This window comes from Paralcaligenes sp. KSB-10, from assembly GCF_021266465.1.
Classification (GTDB): domain Bacteria; phylum Pseudomonadota; class Gammaproteobacteria; order Burkholderiales; family Burkholderiaceae_B.
The window spans coordinates 3,885,134-3,905,208 of the sequence record NZ_CP089848.1; the positions used below are offsets into that span (position 1 = coordinate 3,885,134).

Genomic DNA, 20,075 nt, shown 5'->3' on the forward strand with positions numbered 1-20,075 from the left:
TCATTTCAGGATCATCGAACCATGAGCAACAATCACACATTGGTGAGCAAGTCGGCGAATGAGCTGCGTCGCCTGATAGGCAGCAAGGAAATTTCCCCGGTGGAATTGCTGGAAGCCTGCATTGCCAGAATCGAAGCGATCAATCCATTTGTCAATGCGGTTACCGCCACGTGCTACGAGCGTGCCAGAAAAGAAGCCAAGGCGGCCGAGGCAAAGGCGCTCAAGGGTGAAAAGCTTGGTCTGCTGCATGGCTTGCCCATGGGGGTTAAAGATCTGGAGGCGACTGCAGGCTTGTTGACTACCTATGGCTCGCCCTTGTTCCGCGGCAATGTACCCATCGCCGACAATGTGCTGGTGTCGAGGCTGCGCGCGGCAGGCGCCATTGTGGTGGGCAAGACCAATGTGCCTGAAATGGGTGCGGGCGCGAATACGCGCAACGCGGTTTGGGGCGCCACGGGCAACCCATTCAACACAAGTTTGAATGCGGGCGGTTCTTCAGGCGGTTCCGCGGCCGCCCTGGCTTGCGACATGTTGCCGGTTTGTACCGGTTCCGATACCGGTGGGTCCTTGCGGATCCCGGCGGCAAAATGCGGCGTGGTCGGATTCCGGCCATCGCCCGGGTTGGTGCCGAATTCTCGCCGGCTGCTGGGCTGGACTCCGCTATCGGTGGTGGGCCCCATGGGCCGCAGTGTCGATGAAGCGTGCCTGCAACTGGCGGCGACCGCCGGCGTTTCGGAGAGCGACCCGCTGAGCTATGAACTCGATCCGCTCGCATTCATCGGCTTGCCCGAGGTGGATCTTGGTGCGTTGAAGGTGGGCTGGACCGCGGATTTTGGCTGTTGCACCGTCGACAAGGACATACGCCGTGTCTTCGAGAAAAAAATCGGCGCCATGAAGCATCTTTTCAAGCAATGCGACGAGCTGCGGTTCGACCTGGGCGACGTGCATCGCTGCTTCGATGTACTGCGCGCCGAAAGCTTTGTGGCCGGGTTTCAAGACGCATACGACAAAGATCCGGCCAGCCTGGGCCCCAATACCCGGGCCAACTACGAGATGGGCGCGGCGATGTCTCTGCTCGACAGCGCCTGGGCACAGAAAGAACAAACGCGAATCCTGAACCGCTTCCAGGACACGTTCTCTGGCTACGACATCATTCTTTCGCCTACAACACCGGTGACGCCATTTCCCTGGACCATTTTGTATGCGGAGACGGTCAACGGCGAGCAGCAGCAAAATTATTATCGCTGGCTGGCGCTTACGTATGCCGTGACCCTGACTGCGCTGCCTTCCTTGAGCCTGCCCTGTGGCGTCGATCATGCGGGCATGCCGTTTGGCTTGCAGGTGGTGGGCAAATTCCGTCGCGACGCCTTTGTTCTCGGGGCCAGCAGGGCCATGGAAAAGGCTTTCGCCGGCCACGACGAATTGCGCCGGCCTGTTCCCGATACAAGCCGGCTCACGCATTCGGTGCCCGATCTGAAATCGATCGTCACCGCGCCGCCGATCGAAGGCCGTGTGGCAGGTTCTGCAGGTTCAGTCGCCGCCGTTTAGGCCGCGGGCCGCGGGCTCCGCATTCGCCCAGCCACATCTTGGCAGGGAAGCTGTAGTACTCTGCTGTTTTCGTGTTGTTGAACATCCTTGCTTTGGCCATGAAACAATTTTCCGTGCATGAATTGCTGCCTGCCGATGCCGACCGGGCTACCCTGGTAGGGCGAGTCTGGCGCGATGGACCGATACCTGGGCCATCGGTGATTGCCGTGCGCGACGGAGACGTCTTCGACATCAGCTCGCACGCGCCGACCATGGCCGACTTGCTTGATCGGGACGATGCGGTCGCCGTGGCCCGATCCGCCTCGGGAGAGTTCCTGGGGCCGATTGCGGCATTGCTGGGCACGGAAAGCGGCCGCGGCCTTTCTTTGCTGGCACCCTGCGACGTACAGGCTATCAAAGCCTGCGGCGTCACGTTCGCGGTCAGTTTGCTGGAGCGTGTGATCGAAGAGCAAGCCCGCGGCAATGCCGCCGATGCTGCTGAAATCCGTGCGCGAATCCAGGAATTGATCGGCGGCGATTTATCGCGTATCAAGCCGGGTTCGGCCAAGGCTCAGGCGCTCAAGGAAGAACTGCAGCGCCGCAATGCCTGGTCGCAATACATGGAAGTCGGAATTGGGCCCTACGCGGAAGTGTTCAGCAAATCGCAGCCGATGTCGGCGGTGGGGTTTGGCGCGCAGGTTGGTCTGCTGCCGGATTCCAGCTGGAATAATCCGGAACCCGAGATCGTGCTGGCCGTCGACCAGCATGGCCGCGTGGTTGGGGCTGCCCTGGGCAACGATGTCAATCTGCGCGATATCGAGGGGCGCAGCGCGCTTCTGCTGGGCAAGGCGAAAGACAATAATGCGTCGTGCGCGATCGGGCCCTTCATCCGATTGTTCGACGACCATTTTTCGATTGATACGGTGCGCGAGGCCCGGGTATCGCTGCTGATCGAAGGTGAGAGCGACGGCTTCGTGCTGGAGGGGATCAGCGATATGCGGGAAATCAGCCGCGACCCGCTGGATCTCGTGCAACAAACTTGCGGGGCGCATCATCAGTATCCCGACGGCTTCATGCTGTTCCTGGGCACCATGTTTTCGCCGATCAAGGATCGGGCCGCCGTTGGCAGCGGATTCACCCATCGCTTGGGCGACCGCGTCACGATTGCCACCTCGTCGCTCGGCTCGCTGGTCAATACGGTGCAACTGTCCACCACCATTGCGCCATGGAATTTCGGCGTAAGGGCCTTGTACCGCAATCTGGCGGCACGCGGCCTGATTCAGGCGCCTGCCTGACGCGAAACTCGCACGTTTGCGCGGCTTCCTACAGTAAAAGCAATAAGTATTAGTACTAGGAAAGCAAAGCCTCGCCTGTCTGATCCTATGGTTAACCCTTGGTTCAGGGGTGGAAAATTAGCTATCAGCATTCGGCTCACTGGCACATTATCAGACATTCCAAAAAGCGAACGCAGATTGGGAATTATTCAATAGACGGCGAGACGCCGATACGTAAAACTTGAATCGTCAGGGTAAGCAAACAGCAAGCACGATACAGGCAGCAAACGAATAAAAATATGGATTATGGTTTCGACTTCAGTTTTCTGAGCGGGTTTTGGCCTGATTTATTGAAGGGCACCTGGCTCAGCATAAAAATGTCGGCGCTTTCTTTGGTGCTCGGCTTTCTGGTGGGCGTGGCGTTGGCAGTGGCCAGGACCGAAGGCGGCAATTTCCTGAAAAAAATCGCCGCGGCATTTGTCGATCTGATACGCAATACGCCCCTGGTCGTACAAACATTCTGGCTGTTTTTCGGCCTGGCGGCGATTCAGATACGAGTGCCGGCTTTTTACGCGGCCATCGTCGCGCTGACGATCAATACCTCCGCCTACACCTGTGAAATCGTCAGGGCAGGCATCGACTCCATCCACAAGGGGCAAAAAGAGGCCGCGGCTTGCCTGAGCCTGAGCAAAGGCCAGATTCTGGGATATATCGTTTTGCCCCAGGCGGTCGAAAAAATGTATCCGGCGCTGATCAGCCAGTTCGTGCTGATGATGCTGGCGACCTCGATCATGTCGCAGATATCGGCGCAGGAACTGACGGCGATCGGCTATCAGATTCAAAGCGAGACTTTCCGCGGTTTCGAGGTCTACCTGGTGATTGCGGTCATTTATCTATTCCTGTCGTGGTTGTTGCGGCTTGTGATGAATCTGTGCCACGACCTTGCCTTTCCCAGGAAAAAACGCATGAACGAGAGCAGCAAGAAATGAGCCGGGGGTACAGGTCGTGATATTTGGAATTACCTATAACCAATGGTTTTTTGTTCTGCGCGGAGCGGGCTGGACGATTGTGCTGTCCTTGCTGGGGTTTGCCGGCGGCACTATTGCAGGCCTGCCATTGGCCGTTGCGCGGGCATCGAAACACCGTTTGTTGCGCGAGCTGAGCGGGCTTTACGTCAAGCTGATCCAGGGCATTCCATTGCCCGTCATGATGTTCATCGTGTATTTCGGCATCAGCATAGCCGGTTACGATTTGCCGGCGCTGGTCGCGGCGGGCCTGGCCATGACGTTCTATTCCAGCGCCTACCTGGGCGAAATATGGCGGGGCTGTATCGAGTCGATTCCCGTGACTCAATGGGAAGCGTCGAATTGCCTGGCGTTCAATACCCTGCAGACGCTGGCCTACATCATTCTGCCCCAGGCATTCCGGGTTGCGATTCCTCCCACCGTCGGGTTTCTGGTCCAGATTGTCAAGAATTCGTCGTATGCGGTGGTGATCGGCTTTTTTGACCTGACGTATTCGGCGCGCGTCATCAATAACTCCACCTTCAAGCCGTTTGCGGTATTCACGGTGGCGGCGCTTATCTATTTCATCATCTGCTACCCGCTTTCCCTGTTGTCTTATCGCTTGGAAAAAAAATTAAAAAATAAAACCAATTAAAGGCCATCCCAACATGAATCCCGTTGTCAGCTTCAAGAACGTAAAGAAATCCTATGGCAAGGACGAAGTCCTGAAAGGCATTACCTTCGATGTATTCAAAGGCAATGTGGTGGCGCTGATCGGCCAGAGCGGCTCCGGCAAAAGCACGGCCCTGCGCTGTATCAATGGCCTGGAGGGCATCAACGGGGGCGAGCTGCATGTCTGCGGCCGGGATCTGCACAAGAACGACTGCGACATATTCGGCTTGAGAAAGGAAGTGGGCATTGTGTTCCAAAGCTATAACCTGTTTCCCCACTTGAGCGTCGAGCAGAACATCACGATCGCGCCACGCAAGGTAAAGAAAATCAAGGCCAAGGAGGCCCAGGAGCTGGCTTCGCACGTGTTGAACCAGGTGGGGCTGGCAGACAAGGCCCGGGCCTATCCCGACCAACTGTCGGGCGGTCAGCAGCAGCGCGTGGCGATTGCCAGGTCGTTGGCGATGCAGCCGCAACTCATGTTGTTCGATGAGGTGACCTCGGCTCTCGATCCGCAAATAACCGGGGAAGTCCTGAAGGTGATAGAAAGTCTCGCCGACAGCGGCATGACCATGGTGTTGGTTACGCATGAAATGGCTTTCGCGCAAGCGGTTGCCGATCAAATCCTTTATGTGAAGAACGGCGTCGTATGGGAAGCGGGAGATGCCGGCCTTCTTAAAAATCCTCAAACACCCGAATTGAGGCAATTCATCAGCAATGGCCTTTGATTTCATCGCCGCGGCGGCCGCGCGCATTGCCAGCTTCGCGTATACGGTCGATGCGGTGTTGGGGCAAGGCCGAACGAGCGATTAACTACTATCTGGAGATAAGCATGTTGAACAAAAAAATAGCGATGTGGGCATTGGGCGCGTCATGCCTGATGGCGGCCGTTACCGCCGTGCAGGCGAATACCCTGGAGGCAATACAGAAACGGGGCAAGGTCATTGTCGGCGTGGATATCAGCGCGCCTCCTTATGGCATGGTCGACGACAACGCCAAACAAACCGGTTTCGATATCGATGCGGCTCATTTGCTCGCCCACGATCTGGGCGTCAAGCTGGAGGTGGTGCCGGTTACCGGGCCGACCCGCGTTCAGTTCCTGCGCACCAACAAGGTCGATGTGATCATGGCGTCGTTTTCGATTACAGCCGAAAGAAAAAAAGTCATCGATTTCTCGGAGCCCTATGGCGTGGTGCCCGTTGTGGTGGGTGGGCCCAAGGCGGCAAAAGTGGTGTCGGCAAAAGACTTGGCTGGGAAGTCGATTGCGGTCACGCGCGGCACGACCAGTGATCAGGCCATTACCAAAGAAACGAAAGATGTACCCGGTGTGTCCATTGTGCGCTACGAGGACGATGCCACGACCAATACGGCGGCGCTGACGGGCCAGCAAGACTATATCGTTGCCGCCAGCAGCGTCTTGCCGGCAATCCATAAATCCAATCCCAAGCGCGATATTGTCTATAAATATACGGCTATCAGTTTTCCGATGGGCGTGGGCATTCGTCAGAACGAGCCGCAATTGAAGGAAAAAATAAATCAGTGGGTGTCGAAGAACCTGAAGAATGGCAAGCTCAACGACATTTACAAAAAATACTTTATCGGCCAATCCCTGCCGGCAGAAATGCTGAAATAAAGGACAGGGCCTTGCCTCGATGGCAAGGCTCATGCCCGCCACGCGCGATCGCTATCATGTCGAAAAAAAACAAATTCCTGTTGTTGAATCAAGCCGACGATGTTGTCGTGGCTCTTGAGCAGTTGATCGGGGGCGCGCCGCTTGTCAACGGAGTGACCGTGTCGGGCCTGATACCCGCCGGCCACAAGGCGGCCATCAGGCCCATCGCGCAAGGGCAGGCCGTCAGGCGCTATGGCCAGATCATCGGTTTTGCCAGCAAACCCATTGCGGCCGGCCAGCACGTCCATACGCATAATATAGCGATAGGCGAATTCGACAAGGACTATCGCTTTTCGCAGGACTACATCGCGCAGGACAAGGCCAGTCCGCAAGCCACTTTCCAGGGCATCGTCCGGGCCAACGGCCAGGTCGCGACGCGCAATTACATAGGCATATTGACCTCGGTCAATTGCTCGGCCACCGTGGCGCGCGCCATTGCGGATTATTTCCGGCGCGATATACACCCCGAAATTCTGACGCCTTATCCGAATATCGACGGCGTGGTCGCCCTTACGCATGGGGCGGGATGCGCCGTCGATCCCGGTGGAGAAGGGCTGGCCGTGCTGCAGAGAACCCTGGCCGGGTATGCGCGGCACCCCAATTTTGCCAGTTTGCTGATCATAGGACTGGGGTGCGAAACCAATCAGATATCGACGCTCGTCAAAACCCAGAACCTGATTCAAGACGAGCGCCTGCATACCTTCAATATTCAGGACACCGGCGGAACCACCAAAACCATTGCCAAAGGCATCCAGATCATCAAGGAGATGCTCGAGCCGGCTAATCAGGTATCCCGGGTGCCGGTGCCGGCCAGCCATATCAAGGTCGGGCTGCAATGCGGCGGTTCCGACGGATATTCGGGGATCACCGCGAATCCGGTTCTAGGCGCTGCGGTCGATCTGCTGGTTCGCCATGGTGGGACGGCGATCCTTTCCGAAACTCCGGAAATCTATGGGGCCGAGCATTTGCTGACCTGTCGGGCCGTGAGTCCGCAGGTGGGCCAGAAACTGGTTGATCAGATCGCCTGGTGGAAAGACTATTGCGAACGCAATCATGCCGCTCTCGATAACAATCCCTCGGCCGGCAACAAGGCGGGCGGGCTGACCACGGTGCTGGAAAAATCGCTGGGAGGTGTTGCCAAGGCGGGTACAACGGGCTTGATGGAAGTCTACGAGTATGCCGAACCTGTGGCGCAGAGCGGCCTGGTCTTCATGAATACCCCGGGCTACGATCCCATTTCGGCAACAGGCCAAGTCGCTGGAGGAGCCAACCTGATCTGTTTCACCACCGGCCGCGGCTCGGCCTACGGCTGCGCGCCGTCGCCATCCTTGAAGCTGGCGACCAATACCGCTTTATGGAATCGCCAGCAAGATGATATGGACATGAATTGCGGTTCCGTCATCGATGACGGTGTCGGCATCGAACAACTGGGCCGCGAGTTGTTCCAGATGATCCTGGATTGCGCATCCGGCGTGCGCTCCAGAAGCGAAATCCATGGCTACGGGCAGAATGAATTCGTTCCCTGGCAATTAAGCGTCATTACCTGAAGGTTCGCCCGGATTTACGGCCACTCTTGAATTTTTCTCTATTGTTTGGAAGCTCGACTCTCATGAATAAAAAATACAGCAAGGCCCGCTACAAGGGTGTGTATCCCGTTGTCCCTACGATTTTTCACGAAAACGGGGAATTGGATCTCGAAGGGCAGAAAAGATGCGTCGATTTCATGATTGATGCGGGATCCGATGGCTTGAGCATATTGGCCAATTTTTCCGAGCAGTTCGCCATCACGGATGATGAGAGAAAAATCCTTACCGAAACCATATTGGCTCATGTCAAAGGCCGTATTCCGGTCATTGTGACGACCTCCCATTACAGCACCGATATTTGCCGGGATCGCAACAGGCATGCGCAAGAACATGGCGCCGCCATGGTCATGTTGCTGCCGCCCTACCACGGAGCGACGATACGTTGTAACGAATCGCAGATCTACGAGTTCTACGACCGTCTTTCCGCAGCCAGCAGCATCCCCATCATGATCCAGGATGCTCCCATGAGCGGTGCGAATCTGTCCGCGGCATTCCTGGCCAGAATGGCTAAAGAAATCGAGCACGTTTCGTATTTCAAAATCGAAATGCCCGGCGCGGCTTCCAAGCTGCGGGAATTGATACGCTTGGGCGGCGACAGCATTGAAGGCCCCTGGGACGGCGAAGAGGCCATTACCCTGCTTCCCGATCTTGATGCCGGGGCAACGGGCGCCATGACGGGCGGAGGCTATCCCGATGGAATAAAGACTATTTTCAACAGTTATTTTTCCGGCAATCGGGAAAAGGCCGTATCGCTCTATCAGCAATGGCTGCCGCTGATCAATTACGAAAACCGCCAGAGCGGGATTCTGACCAGCAAGGCCTTGATGCATGAGGGTGGCATTATCAAAGCGCCTAACGGCAGGCATCCATTTCCCGCCATGTCCGAAGAGGTTCGCGCGGGCTTGATCGAAACGGCCAAAAGACTGGATCCGCTGGTATTGCGCTGGGCCAGGTAAACCCAGGCGCGTGCTCAGCCCGGAAGCGCCGCGGCGGGCAGGGTGCGCGCCTGCAGGATGGCATCGATGAATAGTTTGGCGGCGCGCGTCTGGTTGCGTTGCTTTCTGGTGATCAGGCCAAAAGGCTGCGAGCGCGACGGCAGGCGTATGGGCAGAATGGTGATCAGGCCATGATTGGCAAAAAACGAAGCCACGTCGGTCGGGATCAGCGCCACGAAATCGTCGCTGTCGCTTAGTAAAGTCATGGTGATGAAAGTGGAAGCTGTTTCTATGGGACTGGCGAAGGCATTGATGCCGGCGCGCTCGAGTTCTTGCTTCAATAGAATGTTAAGCGGGGTTCTATTGGGATAGGCTATCCAGCGAGAGTTTTTCAGGTCGGGCAGGGCGACATCCGCTTTTTGCGCCAGAGGGTTGCCGTTGCCCACCACGATTGAGACATTTTCTTCGGCCAGGTGCATGTAGTCGTAGTTGTCGGCATGCTGGCTGACACTGGTTCTGCCTATGACCACGTCGAGCTTGTCGCTGTTGAGCATGGCCAGCATGATGGCGCTGGTATTTTCGTATATTTCGACCACAATGTCTTTGTTCATGCCGCAGACATGATTGATGGAGTCCTTAAGTACTTTAGGCACTCCGCCCATAATGACTCCCACCCTGATTTTGCCGCCGCTGCCGGTCTTGATTTCAGCGAGCTCATCGGACAGGGCCGTGATGTCCTTGCGTATGACGTGCGCGTAATTGATGGCGCATTCGCCGAATCGGTTGGCGTAGAGGCCGTCGCGCCGTCTTTCGAACAGCTTGTCGCCCAGAATCAGCTCGGCCTCGTGCAGCGCCTTGCTGGCGGTGGATTGCGTCATGGCCAATTCCGCCGCCGCCTTGCGCAAGGAGTTGTGCTTGCCTATGGCAATGATCAGATTCAGTTGCCTGAGCCGTAATCGCCCGAAAAGCATATTGGCATTGCTGGTCATGCTTTATTCCTGCTTTGACAAAATTGACATGAAAAGGCCTGGACGTAGAAGAATGGCGTGCCTGCAAATTGTAGCGGGACGAGCGCGAGCGCGGATCGCCGCTGCGTGGGCGCAGATACCGATCCAGGCGCCATTGTCGTCTCAGTTTGACATATGCTCTTCCTTTAAATAGAATGCGAACGATTATCAAATGCATTTATAAAAAAGGAAGGCATGAGGTCGAAGAGCGGTTGCAGCGCGCAATGTCAGCATGGGAATGGTGCAGTGATGACGCGTGCGCCGTTCGAACCGCCCCGGGCCACTTCCCATGCCGGGCGCAATCCGTGGCCACCGACTTTTAGCGAGCCTGGTTCATGACGACAGCTTCCACTCTCAAGACTTGGTATGGGATCCATAAATGGACCAGCCTGGTCTGCACGTTGTTTTTGCTGGTCATCTGCCTGACGGGCCTGCCCTTGATATTTCATCACGAAATCGATCGCTGGCTGGATGACGGCAGGCCGTATGCGGTCGTGCCGGCCGACACCGCGCCCGCCAATCTGGATCCGATCGTGGAGAAAGCCCGCGCGCTGTATCCGAAAGAAGTCATCAACTATGTCTTTATGGATGATGAAGAGCCGCGCGTGCTGGTGGGGATGGCCCCGTCGTACGAGTCCGCCCCCGGTTTGAGCCATGCCGTCAAATTCGATGCGCATACGGGCGAGCTGTTGAAAGACGGGCCTTTGGCGTCTCAGGAGCAGTTGACGTTCATGGGGATCATGCTGGCCCTGCACGTGGACTGGTTCACCGGCTTGCCGGGCGAGCTGTTCCTGGGTTTGATGGGCCTGCTGTTCGTGGTGGCGATAGTTTCTGGCGTGGTGCTTTACGGGCCGTTCATGAAAAAGCTGCCGTTCGGCGCGGTGCGGGCGGCTCGGTCGCGGCGCTTGAAATGGCTCGATCTGCATAATTTACTGGGCATCGTTACCTTGACATGGGGCGGTATCGTGGGAGTAACCGGTGTGATCAATGAACTGGCGACACCGCTATTCAGCCTGTGGCAGGCCACGGAAGTTGCCGGCCTGCTGACTGCCTACAAGGATGAAACGCCGCCCCGGATACTGACGTCGGTCCAGGCCGCACGCGATACGGCCAGCCGCGCTCTGCCGGGGCATTCCGTTATCAGTCTTCAATTCCCGGGCAATAAATTCTCGACGCCGCACCATTACATGGTATGGCTGAAAGGCGCCACGCCGGTGACTTCGCACTTGTTCACACCGGTGCTGATTGATGCGGGCAGCGGGCGGATAACGGCCATTGCGCACCCTCCGTGGTACTTGACGGCGCTGGAGCTATCGCGGCCTCTGCATTTTGGCGATTACGGCGGCATGCCTTTGAAGATACTCTGGGCTTTGCTTGATTTGATGACTATCGTGGTGCTGGTCAGCGGGCTTTATTTGTGGGTGGCGCGGCGCAAGACGACCAATGCCCGCATTGCCGCCCTGATGCGCCAGTCCGCGCTTCCCGCTATGCGTCGAGAAACGTCATGAGTGGGTACACGATGCTTGTGCGTGTGTGGGCCGCACCTGTCCTGCTGGGTGTGCTGACCCTGTTCGGCCTGCTGGCCGCTTTGCTGGGCACGGGCCTGTGGCACTGGGCCGCATGGCTGGCTTTGGCAATACCCGTTGCGGTAGCGTCGTTCTTCTGGATGGCGGCGCGTTGCTAGGGCACTTTTGGTTCAGGCGTTTACTGGCTGAACGTGTTTTAGTGGCTTTCGTTTTGGGCTGTTTCTAGGCTTGGGTTGTGAATTTGGGCTGCCTTTTTACTGGCTTGAGCTATTCGCTTTGACTGTGTTGTTTGTATAGGCGGACGTAGTTCTATAAAGACGCCGCAGGGTGGGCGGTGCTGTACAGTCCGGCACGTCCAGCGGTCGAGGTGCTACGCACCCCGACTGCCCGGGTCTGCCTCGTCCAGGCGGGCGTCGGGCGAACTCGCCCGGCCTCGCGAGGCCGGGCTCAGACAGCGCCCGCCGAAAGCCCCCGCCTTCCCTTCGTCAGCACCCGGCGCTGGACTACCGCCGGCCTGCACAGCACCGCCCACCCTGCGGCTCGCGTTTGAGGCAATGCATAGAGAGCAGCGCTGGGTAATGCACCGAGAGAAACATGCACCGAGAGAAACGTTGAGGTCATGCATCGAGGTATACGTTGAGGCGGGCAAGTTCATTCCAGGCAAGCCGTAACGCGAGCCGTCTATCGGGGCTTGGGGTCAGGACCGGCGTAAGGCGTGCGCCGGATGCTACCGTAGGGAAGGCGGGGGCTTTCGTCGGGCCATGTTTGAGCGTAGCCCCGCTCCGCGGGGCGTAGCGAGTTTGGCCCGACGCCCGCCTGGACGAGGTAGATCCGGATTAAGCACGCCGTGCCGGTCCTGACCCCAAGCCCCGATAGACGGCGTCTTTAAATACCAAAGCTACCAATCCATCGAGTGCTGTAAACACTCAACCCAAAAATACTCAAGTGCTGCGGTGTCAAGCAGTGTTGCCCACGGTTTTGGTTTGTTTGTCCACTCCCACAAGAAAGACCAACGACAGCAGGCTGCAGACGGCCGCGGCAAGGAAGGCCTGGTCAAAATGGCCGGTGGCAGCCACGAACGCCGCAAACGCCGCAGGAGCAATCATGTTGGCCATGTAAATCAGGATGGCTGATCCCGCGGCGGTCTCCGTCACCATCCCGGCGGGCGAGCGGCGGGCCACTTCGGCGATCTGGACTCCATTCCAGCTGGCGGCCGTGGCTCCGGCCGCAGCCGCTATGGCGATAATGGCCCACAGCGGCCATTCGGAGGTACTGAACCCCAGCAGTGCGGTCGTGATGCTCGAACCGATGGCGGCAAGCGACAAGGTGAGAGTTGCCGATCCGCTTCGATCGGCAATCCACCCCAAGGTGATTCGGCCCACTACGCCCGTGGCCTGCATGACCGCGAAAACCAGGCCGGCCATGTTCAGCGACAGGTCAAGACGCTCGACGAGATAGATCACCGAGAAGGTGAACCAGCAGCTTTGCGTTGCAGCCAGCAGGCTGCCGGCCATTGACAGCTTTAACGAGCCTTGTCCGCGTGCCAGCGACCGCAAGGGAATGGCAACGTTTCGGGCGGAAAGCAGGGCGCTCCAGGCGAAAGTCTTTTGGGTGGCGGTCGGCTCGTCCACGCGAGCACTCAGGCGCCAGGTCAGGCAGGTAATGCCGATCACGAACACGGCGGCGATCAGCAGTGTGATACGCCATCCCGTCAGTTCGACCAGCGGGGGAACTGCCAGGCCGGCAATAACGCCGCCTAGCGGCACTCCTGCCTGTTTGATGGAGAACACCAGGTTTCTGCTTTCCGGAGGACTGAATCGCTGCAGTATTTCGCTGCCCGCGGGACTGGCGGCGCCGTAGCTCAGGCCAATCATAAAGCTGGCAACCAGGGCGAGAGTGATGGACGGAAAGAAAAACAGGACAACGCTGATGGCTCCCAGCAGCAAGCCGATTTGCACCGTGCGGATGCCGCCGATGTAGCGGATAAGGGCCGCGCCGGCCACCAGGATCAACAGCGCGCCGACCGTATTGGCTGTCGTCAGGTATCCGATCAAGCTGCCGTTCCAGCCGAATTCCTGGGTCAGGACAGGGGAAATAATGGGTATCAGCCGGCTCAGGAATGATGTCGTGGTCTGCAGGACGAGGATGGCGATGACAGGAATGATCCAGGCGGGAACCGGTCTTTTCACGTTGCGATTGTGGCGTATGGGTGTTTGCAAAACATCAAGCATACCCGATTGAGGGTCGTACTCCTGTTTGTTTTATTATTGCAAATGATTATGATAATAGTTATCATTTGATAAAAATCAAAACCAAAAGTAGCCGGTAAAAAGGGAAATTACGATGCGCCATGCAGTCCCCGTTCGATCCAGGGTCGTCGCCCTGGCTGCCGTAAATGTCTTTTCCGTGCTGGCCGTGTTCAGCCAGCCCGTTGCCGCGCAAGGCACCGACGCCGCAGGCAGGGGCGGTACGGCAACGCTGCAAACCATCACGGTTACCGGCCAGGGCGAGCCGGAAACCGCAACAACGCCGGTTTCGGGCTATATCGCCAGGAATGCCGTGACAGCCAGCAAGACCGATACGCCGCTTATCGAGACTCCGCAAGCCGTCACCGTCGTCACCCGCGACGAAATCGCCGATCAGGGCGCGCAAGGTCTTCAGGATGCCTTGAACTACGCGGCGGGTGTGCGATCCGATGCCTATGGTCTCGATTCGCGAACCGATTCATTTCGGATCAGGGGGTCGGAGCCCAGCGTCTATCTGGACGGTTTGCGGCAAAACTACAATTGGTACACCAGCACAACCCGCACTGAGCCTTATTCTTTGGAGCGTATCGAGGTTCTGAGAGGCCCGGCATCCATGCTGTATGGGCAGGGCAGCACCGCGGGCGTGGTGAATATGGTCAGCAAGCTGCCCTTGCCTGAATCACAAAAAGAGGTCGGGGTCAGCTACGGCAGCAATAACCGCAAGCAAATACAGGCCGATCTGACCGGCCCTTTGACCGATGACGGTACATGGCTGTATCGCATCGTGGCCCTGGGCAGGAAAGCGGATACACAAGTCGATTATGTGCCCGATGATCGCCTGATGGTCGCGCCTTCGCTTATGTGGCGCCCCAGTGCCAGCACTTCCTTGACCTTGCAGGGTCTGTGGCAGGGCGACAAGTCGGGTTCGAGTTCACAGTTTTTCCCCTGGGAAGGCGTGGTGCTCGACAATCCGAACGGCGCCATACCCGAACATCGATTCATCGGAGAGCCCGACTGGGATCGCTACAACTCCACGCGATCTTCCTTCGGTTGGCAGTTCGAGCATAAATTCAATGACAACTGGACGGTGCGCCAGAATTTCCGCTGGGTAAAGAACAAGGTCGACTATCGCACCCTGTACGGCGATTCTTTTACCTTGCCCGGAGGTTGGGCTGGCGACCCTGTAAACAAGCGCCTGTTCGGGCGTTTTGCCGACGCCACGCTGACACGGGTCAATATGGTGGCGGCCGATCAGCACCTGGAAGGAAAATTCCAGACCGGCTTCATTCAGCACCACATTCTGGTGGGTTTCGATGCCGCACGCGCCAAGCAAACGAAACAATCGGGCTACGACACACCCGTGTACCTGGGCGGGACGGTGCCGTTGATCGATGTATATAGCCCGGTATACGGAGGCTTCACGCCGCCGGCGATGACGGACGATCCGGTGTCCCGGCAAACGGATACGGGCGTGTATATCCATGATCAATTGAAGTTTGGCCACAACTGGATTGTGGTGGCCGGCCTGCGTTACGACCGTTCGGTGGCCGCGTTGGAGGGTCAGGACGACGAAGTCAGCACCGCAACAACCAGGCGTTTGGGCTTGATGTATGCGGCCGATAATGGTTTTTCGCCCTATGTCAGCTATAGCGAGTCGTTCACTCCGGTGGCTGGGCTGGATTTTTATAACCAGCGCTACAAGCCCTTGCGTGGCAAGCAGATCGAAGGGGGCCTGAAATACGAGTCGCATGACGGCAAGACAATGTTCAACGTCGCCACCTATTCACTGCGGGAAGAGAACCGGCAAGTCAATGACCCCGGCAATCCGCTTAATCGGCTTCAAACCGGTGAAACCAAAACCACAGGCCTCGAGCTCGAGCTCAAGACAGCAATAGGACGCAAATTCAGCGTCATTGCCAACTACAGCTATATAGACCTGGATTCCAAGCTGGAGGGCATCCCTCGCCATCAGGCTTCGGTATGGGGCAAGTACCGCTTCTCCATAGCTCAGGTGAGCGGGTTTTCGGTGGGTGCCGGGGTGCGCTGGCTAAGCTCATTCAGGGATGGTCATGCGCCGAAGACGCCGGCGGTAACGCTGGTCGATGCCATGCTTGCCTACGAAACCCCGTCATGGCGTTATGCCTTGAACGTCAACAACATGTTCAATAAATCGTATGTCAGTACCTGCCTGGGTCGCGGCGATTGCTGGTATGGGGCACAGCGCAGCATTGTTGCCAGCGCAAGTTATCGATTCTAGGCCGCGGCTCCTCGGCCGGGAGGCCGGCGGGCAAGTGCGCATAACTTGCCGCGGCAAGTTCGGCCAGATCGATGGCGTCGTTCAACAGCCGGTCATTTTCCTTCGCGATGGCCCGTGTCCTGATGCCGGCCAGGTTCGAGCCTGAATCAGGCTCGCTCAAGCCTTGCAGAAAAACGCCCCGGCTTTGCAAATGCGCGGCAAATAGAACCGCTTTTGCGCTTTCTTTCAGAAACGCCCGTACTTCGTGGCGCAGCGCTTCATCTTCCGCCTGGATTTCAATGAGGTCCGGCGCATCTATCATGGTTACCCGGTGAGGTGTAGCATCGCATTATATTTTCAATACAAGGGTTCAGCATGAGTGAAATACTCCATTTCCGGCAGGATGACCATGGCATTGTGACACTGACCATGGATCATCCGGAAACCCGCAATGCCCTGACGGGCAACACGCTGGTGGATGCATTCCTGTCGGCATTCCAGCGTATCGAGGCCGATCCGGCCGTGCGCGCCGTCATTATTACCGGAGCGGGCAGGGCTTTTTCATCGGGTGGGAATATTGCCGAAATGGAGCGGCAGCTCAAGCCTGAGTTCGACAGCGCTGCGTTGCGCCACGAATATCGGCAAGGCATACAGCGATTGCCTCTGGCTTTATACAATCTGGAAGTGCCGACGATTGCCGCGGTCAACGGGCCGGCTATCGGGGCCGGCTTTGACTTGGCCTGCATGTGCGATATTCGCATTGCCTGTGAACGGGCGGTTTTCGCCGAAAGTTTCGTGAAACTCGGCATTGTGCCGGGTGATGGCGGGGCCTGGTTCCTGCCTCGTCTGATCGGGATGTCGCGCGCCGCCGAAATGACGCTTACCGGAGACGCGATCGACGCGCAGCAAGCCCTGGCATGGGGATTGATTTCCAAGATAGTGTCTGAAGGCGAATTACTGGCCGAATGCCACAAAATGGCGTTGCGCATTGCAGCCAACCCGCCCGAAGCGGTTCGCATGAGCAAGCGCCTGTTGCGTGAAGGGCAGCATAGTCGGCTCGATACGCTGCTTGAGATATCGGCCGCCTTTCAAGCCATTGCGCACAAGACGGCAGACCACGCTCAGGCCGTCGAGGCGTTCATGCAAAAACGGGCGGCGAAAAAAGCAAAATAAACCAAGGCCTCGCACGATAATGAAAAGTTTTGTCTATAGCTCGCAGCCCTCGCGCGTGATATTCGGCCTGGGTGCCTTGCGCGCGCTGGAACAGGAAATCGATCTGCTGGGCGCGCATCGCGCGCTGGTGTTGTGCACGCCGGGTCAGCGCAAACAGGCCGAGCATGTGGCGCAGATACTAGGGGCTCGCGCGGCCGGTATCTATGATCGGGCCGTGATGCATGTACCCATGGATACCGTGCGCGAAGCGCGGGAAACGGCGCGCCGCCTTGGGGCGGACTGTGCCGTGGCCGTGGGTGGCGGCTCCACGACAGGCCTGGGGAAAGCGATTGCCCTGGATTCGGGCCTGCCGATCCTGGCTATTCCCACTACCTATGCTGGCTCCGAAATGACCCCCATCTTCGGCCTGACCGAGGCTGGCATCAAGAAAACCGGCCGCGATGTTCGTGTCTTGCCGCGTACCGTCATCTACGATCCTGAATTGAGCGTGGGATTGCCTGTGGGTCTGTCGGTGACGAGCGGGATCAATGCCATTGCGCATGCGGCTGAAGGACTGTATGCGCGGGATGGCAATCCGGTGATGTCCCTCATGGCAGAGGAAGGCATCCGCGCCATGGCCGATGGCCTGGGCCAGATCGCGAAATCTTCCACTGATCTGGATGCGCGCGGCGAATGCCTGTATGGGGCCTGGCTATGCGGCACCGTGCTGGGGAGCGTGGGCATGGCCCTGCACCACAAGCTTTGCCATACCCTGGGAGGCAGTTTCAATTTGCCGCATGCGGAAACCCACACCGTGGTTTTGCCGCATGCCATTGCCTACAACAGCCAGGCGGCACCCGATGCCATGCGGTGCATTTCACGCGCGCTGCATCGGCCGGACGCATCCGCTGCCGCTGCCCTGTTTGATCTGGCGCGCGGGCACCAGGCGCCTACGTCGTTGCGTGCTCTCGGCATGCGGGCCGAAGACCTGGATCGGGCTGCCGATATTGCACTGGCCAACCCCTACTGGAATCCGCGTCCGATCGAGCGCGTCGCCGTCCGCGAACTATTGCAGGCGGCCTTCGACGGCACGCGCCCGGCTTGAAAAATCATCATGAGAAGTTTCTGGAATGAATGACATGCATAATCTCGATGAAAAAACCATCACCGAAGCCGTAGTGGCCCGCCAGGCCAATGCCACCGACCCGCGGCTGAAAGAAATCATGAACAGCCTGGTGCGGCATTTGCACTCGTTTGCACGCGAGGTTCAACTGACAGAGCCGGAATGGATGGCCGCGATCCGGTTCCTGACCGAGGTGGGGCATTCCTGCAGCGATTCGCGCCAGGAATTCATCCTGCTTTCGGATACGCTGGGCCTGTCGACGCTGGTAACGGCGCAGAATCACCGCAAGCCGGCCGGCTGCACCGAAGCGACGGTGTTTGGCCCGTTCCATGTGGAAGGTGCGCCGCATTACGCGCTGGGCGACGACATCGGCAATGGCATGAAAGGCGAGCCGTGCTTTGTCAGCGGCCGAGTGGTCGGCATCGATGGCCAAGGGGTGCCCAATGCCACGCTCGAAGTCTGGCAGGCCGATGCAGAGGGACTTTATGATGTGCAAAACCCGGACCTGAAAGAGCATCAAGGACGTGGTGTGCTGAATGCCGATGCGCGGGGAAATTTTCATTTCAGGTCGATTGTGGCCGAATGCTATCCGATTCCTCACGATGGACCGGTCGGCCGCATGCTCGACGCCCTGGGCCGGCATCCCTGGCGTCCCGCGCACCTGCATTTCATGATTACGGCGCCAGGTTTCGAACGGCTGGTGACGCATGTCTTCAGACGTGGCGGCGACTATCTCGATTCGGATACCGTGTTCGGTGTGCGATCGTCCCTGATTGCGGATTGGGTCCGCCACCCGGCGGGCATGGGGCCCGATGGCAAGCGCTGCGACAAGCCGTTCTACACGCTGGATTTCGATTTTGTACTCAATCCTGTTTCCGGCAATTGATTTATGTACCATTTGGTAAAATAAGTACCTATCAGTACAATTGGCTTTCTTTCACTGACTAGGAAGGTAAATGCCATGACGACGACTCGTCCCCCGATCCCCCCGTTTACTCAGGAATCGGCCACGCTCAAAGTACGGCAGGCCGAGGACGGCTGGAATTCGCGCGATCCGGAAAAGGTTTCGCTGGCCTATTCAATCGACACCCGTTGGCGCAATCGATCCGAGTTCGCCCATGGCCGCGAGGCGGTGGTCGGCTTTCTGAATCGAAAATGGGCCAAGGAGCTTGATTACCGGCTGATCAAAGAACTGTGGGCTTTTGGCGGCAACCGGATTTCGGTGCGTTATGCTTACGAATGGCATGACGATTCAGGCAACTGGTTTCGCTCATACGGAAATGAAAACTGGGAGTTCGATGAATCCGGCCTGATGAAGAACCGCCATGCGTCCATCAACGACCTTCCCATCAAGGCATCGGACCGCAAGTTTCACTGGCCTTTGGGCGCACGCCCCGTCGATCATCCTGGGCTTGGCGAACTTGGTCTTTGATAGGGTTCGAGCGGCCGGGCGGTTCCCGCACCGCTCGGAGAAGCAGATCAACAAGAAGTCGGTCCGGCAAAGGCCGGCCTCTGGAATTTGGCTAACACATCATGGCAAGAATGATCGCCGAGCGCAGCGACGTGGTACCGGTACTGGCGGAAATTTTCCGCGCTTATGGATTCGAGGGCGCCAGCCTGGCCCGGATTACCGAAGGCACCAAATTAGGTAAAGGCAGCCTTTATCATTTTTTCCCTGGTGGCAAGGAAGAAATGGCCGCCGCCGTCCTCGGCGAAATCGACGATTGGTTCCGCGCCCATGTTTTCGACCCGCTGCGATCCGGCAATGACGCGGCAAAAAGCATCGCCGCCATGTTTGACGAGGTACGGCGCTATTTCCTGGCTGGGCGCAAAGTTTGCCTGGTTGGCGTCTTCGCGCTTGGCTGCGAGCGGGACCGCTTTGCCGCGCAGGTGGATGGATACTTCGCCGCCTGGGCCGATTCGCTGCACGAAGCGCTGGTGCGCACTGGCCGCGCCGATGCTGTCGCCAAGGAGCTGGCAGAGGAAATCCTGGCCGTCATTCAAGGGGCGCTCGTGCTGGCGCGTGCCCGAAACGAGCCCGAGATATTTGTCCGTGCTCTGGACCGCATGGAGCGAAGGCTGGCTCTTTAGCCGCCGGCATCCCTGTCCCGCAGGTGA

Annotated in this window: 18 protein-coding genes and 1 pseudogene; 16 read left to right on the forward strand and 3 right to left on the reverse strand. The window is 57.9% G+C overall.

Going from position 1 to position 20,075, the window contains the following annotated elements; genetic code table 11:
• Positions 1-21 precede the first annotated feature (21 nt).
• From LSG25_RS17810 to LSG25_RS17845, 8 genes are all read left to right on the forward strand, one after another.
• Entirely contained in the window at positions 22-1,548 is a 1,527-nt protein-coding gene (locus LSG25_RS17810) for an amidase (protein ID WP_232742217.1), read from the forward strand.
• Between the two features lie 98 nt (positions 1,549-1,646).
• Positions 1,647-2,822, forward strand: a complete 1,176-nt coding sequence (locus tag LSG25_RS17815; RefSeq protein WP_232742218.1) for a fumarylacetoacetate hydrolase family protein — start codon at positions 1,647-1,649, stop codon at positions 2,820-2,822.
• A 278-nt stretch (positions 2,823-3,100) separates the two neighbouring features.
• The gene (locus LSG25_RS17820; protein ID WP_232742219.1) at positions 3,101-3,790 is read left to right on the forward strand and encodes an amino acid ABC transporter permease; all 690 of its coding nucleotides are present in this window, start codon (positions 3,101-3,103) and stop codon (positions 3,788-3,790) included.
• Between the two features lie 16 nt (positions 3,791-3,806).
• Positions 3,807-4,460, forward strand: a complete 654-nt coding sequence (locus LSG25_RS17825) for an amino acid ABC transporter permease (RefSeq protein WP_232742220.1) — start codon at positions 3,807-3,809, stop codon at positions 4,458-4,460.
• A gap of 13 nt (positions 4,461-4,473) precedes the next feature.
• Positions 4,474-5,202: an amino acid ABC transporter ATP-binding protein gene (locus tag LSG25_RS17830; RefSeq protein ID WP_232742221.1), complete on the forward strand. Its 729-nt coding sequence runs from the start codon at positions 4,474-4,476 to the stop codon at positions 5,200-5,202.
• A gap of 104 nt (positions 5,203-5,306) precedes the next feature.
• A complete protein-coding gene (locus LSG25_RS17835; RefSeq protein WP_232742222.1) occupies positions 5,307-6,107 on the forward strand; it encodes a transporter substrate-binding domain-containing protein in 801 nt (266 codons plus the stop codon).
• Positions 6,108-6,163: 56 nt separating this feature from the next.
• Positions 6,164-7,693 (forward strand): UxaA family hydrolase, encoded by a 1,530-nt coding sequence (locus LSG25_RS17840; protein ID WP_232742223.1) that lies wholly within the window; start codon positions 6,164-6,166, stop codon positions 7,691-7,693.
• Positions 7,694-7,755: 62 nt separating this feature from the next.
• The gene (locus tag LSG25_RS17845) at positions 7,756-8,688 is read left to right on the forward strand and encodes a dihydrodipicolinate synthase family protein (RefSeq protein WP_232742224.1); all 933 of its coding nucleotides are present in this window, start codon (positions 7,756-7,758) and stop codon (positions 8,686-8,688) included.
• A gap of 14 nt (positions 8,689-8,702) precedes the next feature.
• Here LSG25_RS17845 and LSG25_RS17850 read toward each other — a convergent pair whose 3' ends face one another.
• Positions 8,703-9,656, reverse strand: coding sequence for a LysR family transcriptional regulator (locus LSG25_RS17850; RefSeq protein ID WP_232742225.1), 954 nt, complete (start codon positions 9,654-9,656; stop codon positions 8,703-8,705).
• A gap of 353 nt (positions 9,657-10,009) precedes the next feature.
• On the opposite strand from LSG25_RS17850, the gene LSG25_RS17855 reads away from it, so the two are divergent.
• Together LSG25_RS17855 and LSG25_RS17860 are read left to right on the forward strand one after the other, a co-directional pair.
• Positions 10,010-11,182: a PepSY domain-containing protein gene (locus LSG25_RS17855; RefSeq protein ID WP_232742226.1), complete on the forward strand. Its 1,173-nt coding sequence runs from the start codon at positions 10,010-10,012 to the stop codon at positions 11,180-11,182.
• Positions 11,179-11,358 (forward strand): hypothetical protein, encoded by a 180-nt coding sequence (locus LSG25_RS17860; protein WP_232742227.1) that lies wholly within the window; start codon positions 11,179-11,181, stop codon positions 11,356-11,358. Before LSG25_RS17855 ends, LSG25_RS17860 begins: the two co-directional genes overlap by 4 nt.
• A 798-nt stretch (positions 11,359-12,156) precedes the next feature.
• Here the strand turns inward: LSG25_RS17860 and LSG25_RS17865 are convergent.
• Positions 12,157-13,431: an MFS transporter gene (locus LSG25_RS17865; RefSeq protein WP_232742228.1), complete on the reverse strand. Its 1,275-nt coding sequence runs from the start codon at positions 13,429-13,431 to the stop codon at positions 12,157-12,159.
• 112 nt (positions 13,432-13,543) lie between these two features.
• On the opposite strand from LSG25_RS17865, the gene LSG25_RS17870 reads away from it, so the two are divergent.
• On the forward strand, positions 13,544-15,703 hold the full coding sequence (locus LSG25_RS17870; RefSeq protein WP_232742229.1) for a TonB-dependent siderophore receptor: 2,160 nt from the start codon (positions 13,544-13,546) through the stop codon (positions 15,701-15,703).
• 106 nt (positions 15,704-15,809) lie between these two features.
• On the opposite strand, the pseudogene LSG25_RS17875 reads toward LSG25_RS17870, so the two are convergent.
• Positions 15,810-15,925, reverse strand: a pseudogene (locus LSG25_RS17875) (acyl-CoA dehydrogenase); the annotation flags it as partial.
• Positions 15,926-16,057: 132 nt separating this feature from the next.
• Between LSG25_RS17875 and LSG25_RS17880 the strand changes: the two are divergent.
• The 5 genes from LSG25_RS17880 to LSG25_RS17900 all read left to right on the forward strand — a co-directional run bounded on the left by LSG25_RS17880 (position 16,058) and on the right by LSG25_RS17900 (position 20,048).
• On the forward strand, positions 16,058-16,855 hold the full coding sequence (locus tag LSG25_RS17880; RefSeq protein ID WP_232742230.1) for a crotonase/enoyl-CoA hydratase family protein: 798 nt from the start codon (positions 16,058-16,060) through the stop codon (positions 16,853-16,855).
• Positions 16,856-16,874: 19 nt separating this feature from the next.
• A complete protein-coding gene (locus LSG25_RS17885) occupies positions 16,875-17,939 on the forward strand; it encodes a maleylacetate reductase (RefSeq protein ID WP_232742231.1) in 1,065 nt (354 codons plus the stop codon).
• 34 nt (positions 17,940-17,973) lie between these two features.
• Positions 17,974-18,843 carry an intradiol ring-cleavage dioxygenase gene (locus LSG25_RS17890; RefSeq protein WP_232744754.1) on the forward strand — a complete coding sequence of 290 codons (870 nt, stop codon included), beginning with the start codon at positions 17,974-17,976 and terminating at the stop codon, positions 18,841-18,843.
• Between the two features lie 75 nt (positions 18,844-18,918).
• Complete coding sequence (locus tag LSG25_RS17895; protein ID WP_232742232.1) at positions 18,919-19,389, forward strand: nuclear transport factor 2 family protein; 471 nt, start codon at positions 18,919-18,921, stop codon at positions 19,387-19,389.
• A gap of 101 nt (positions 19,390-19,490) precedes the next feature.
• Positions 19,491-20,048 (forward strand): TetR/AcrR family transcriptional regulator, encoded by a 558-nt coding sequence (locus LSG25_RS17900; protein WP_232742233.1) that lies wholly within the window; start codon positions 19,491-19,493, stop codon positions 20,046-20,048.
• The last annotated feature ends 27 nt before the right edge of the window (positions 20,049-20,075 follow it).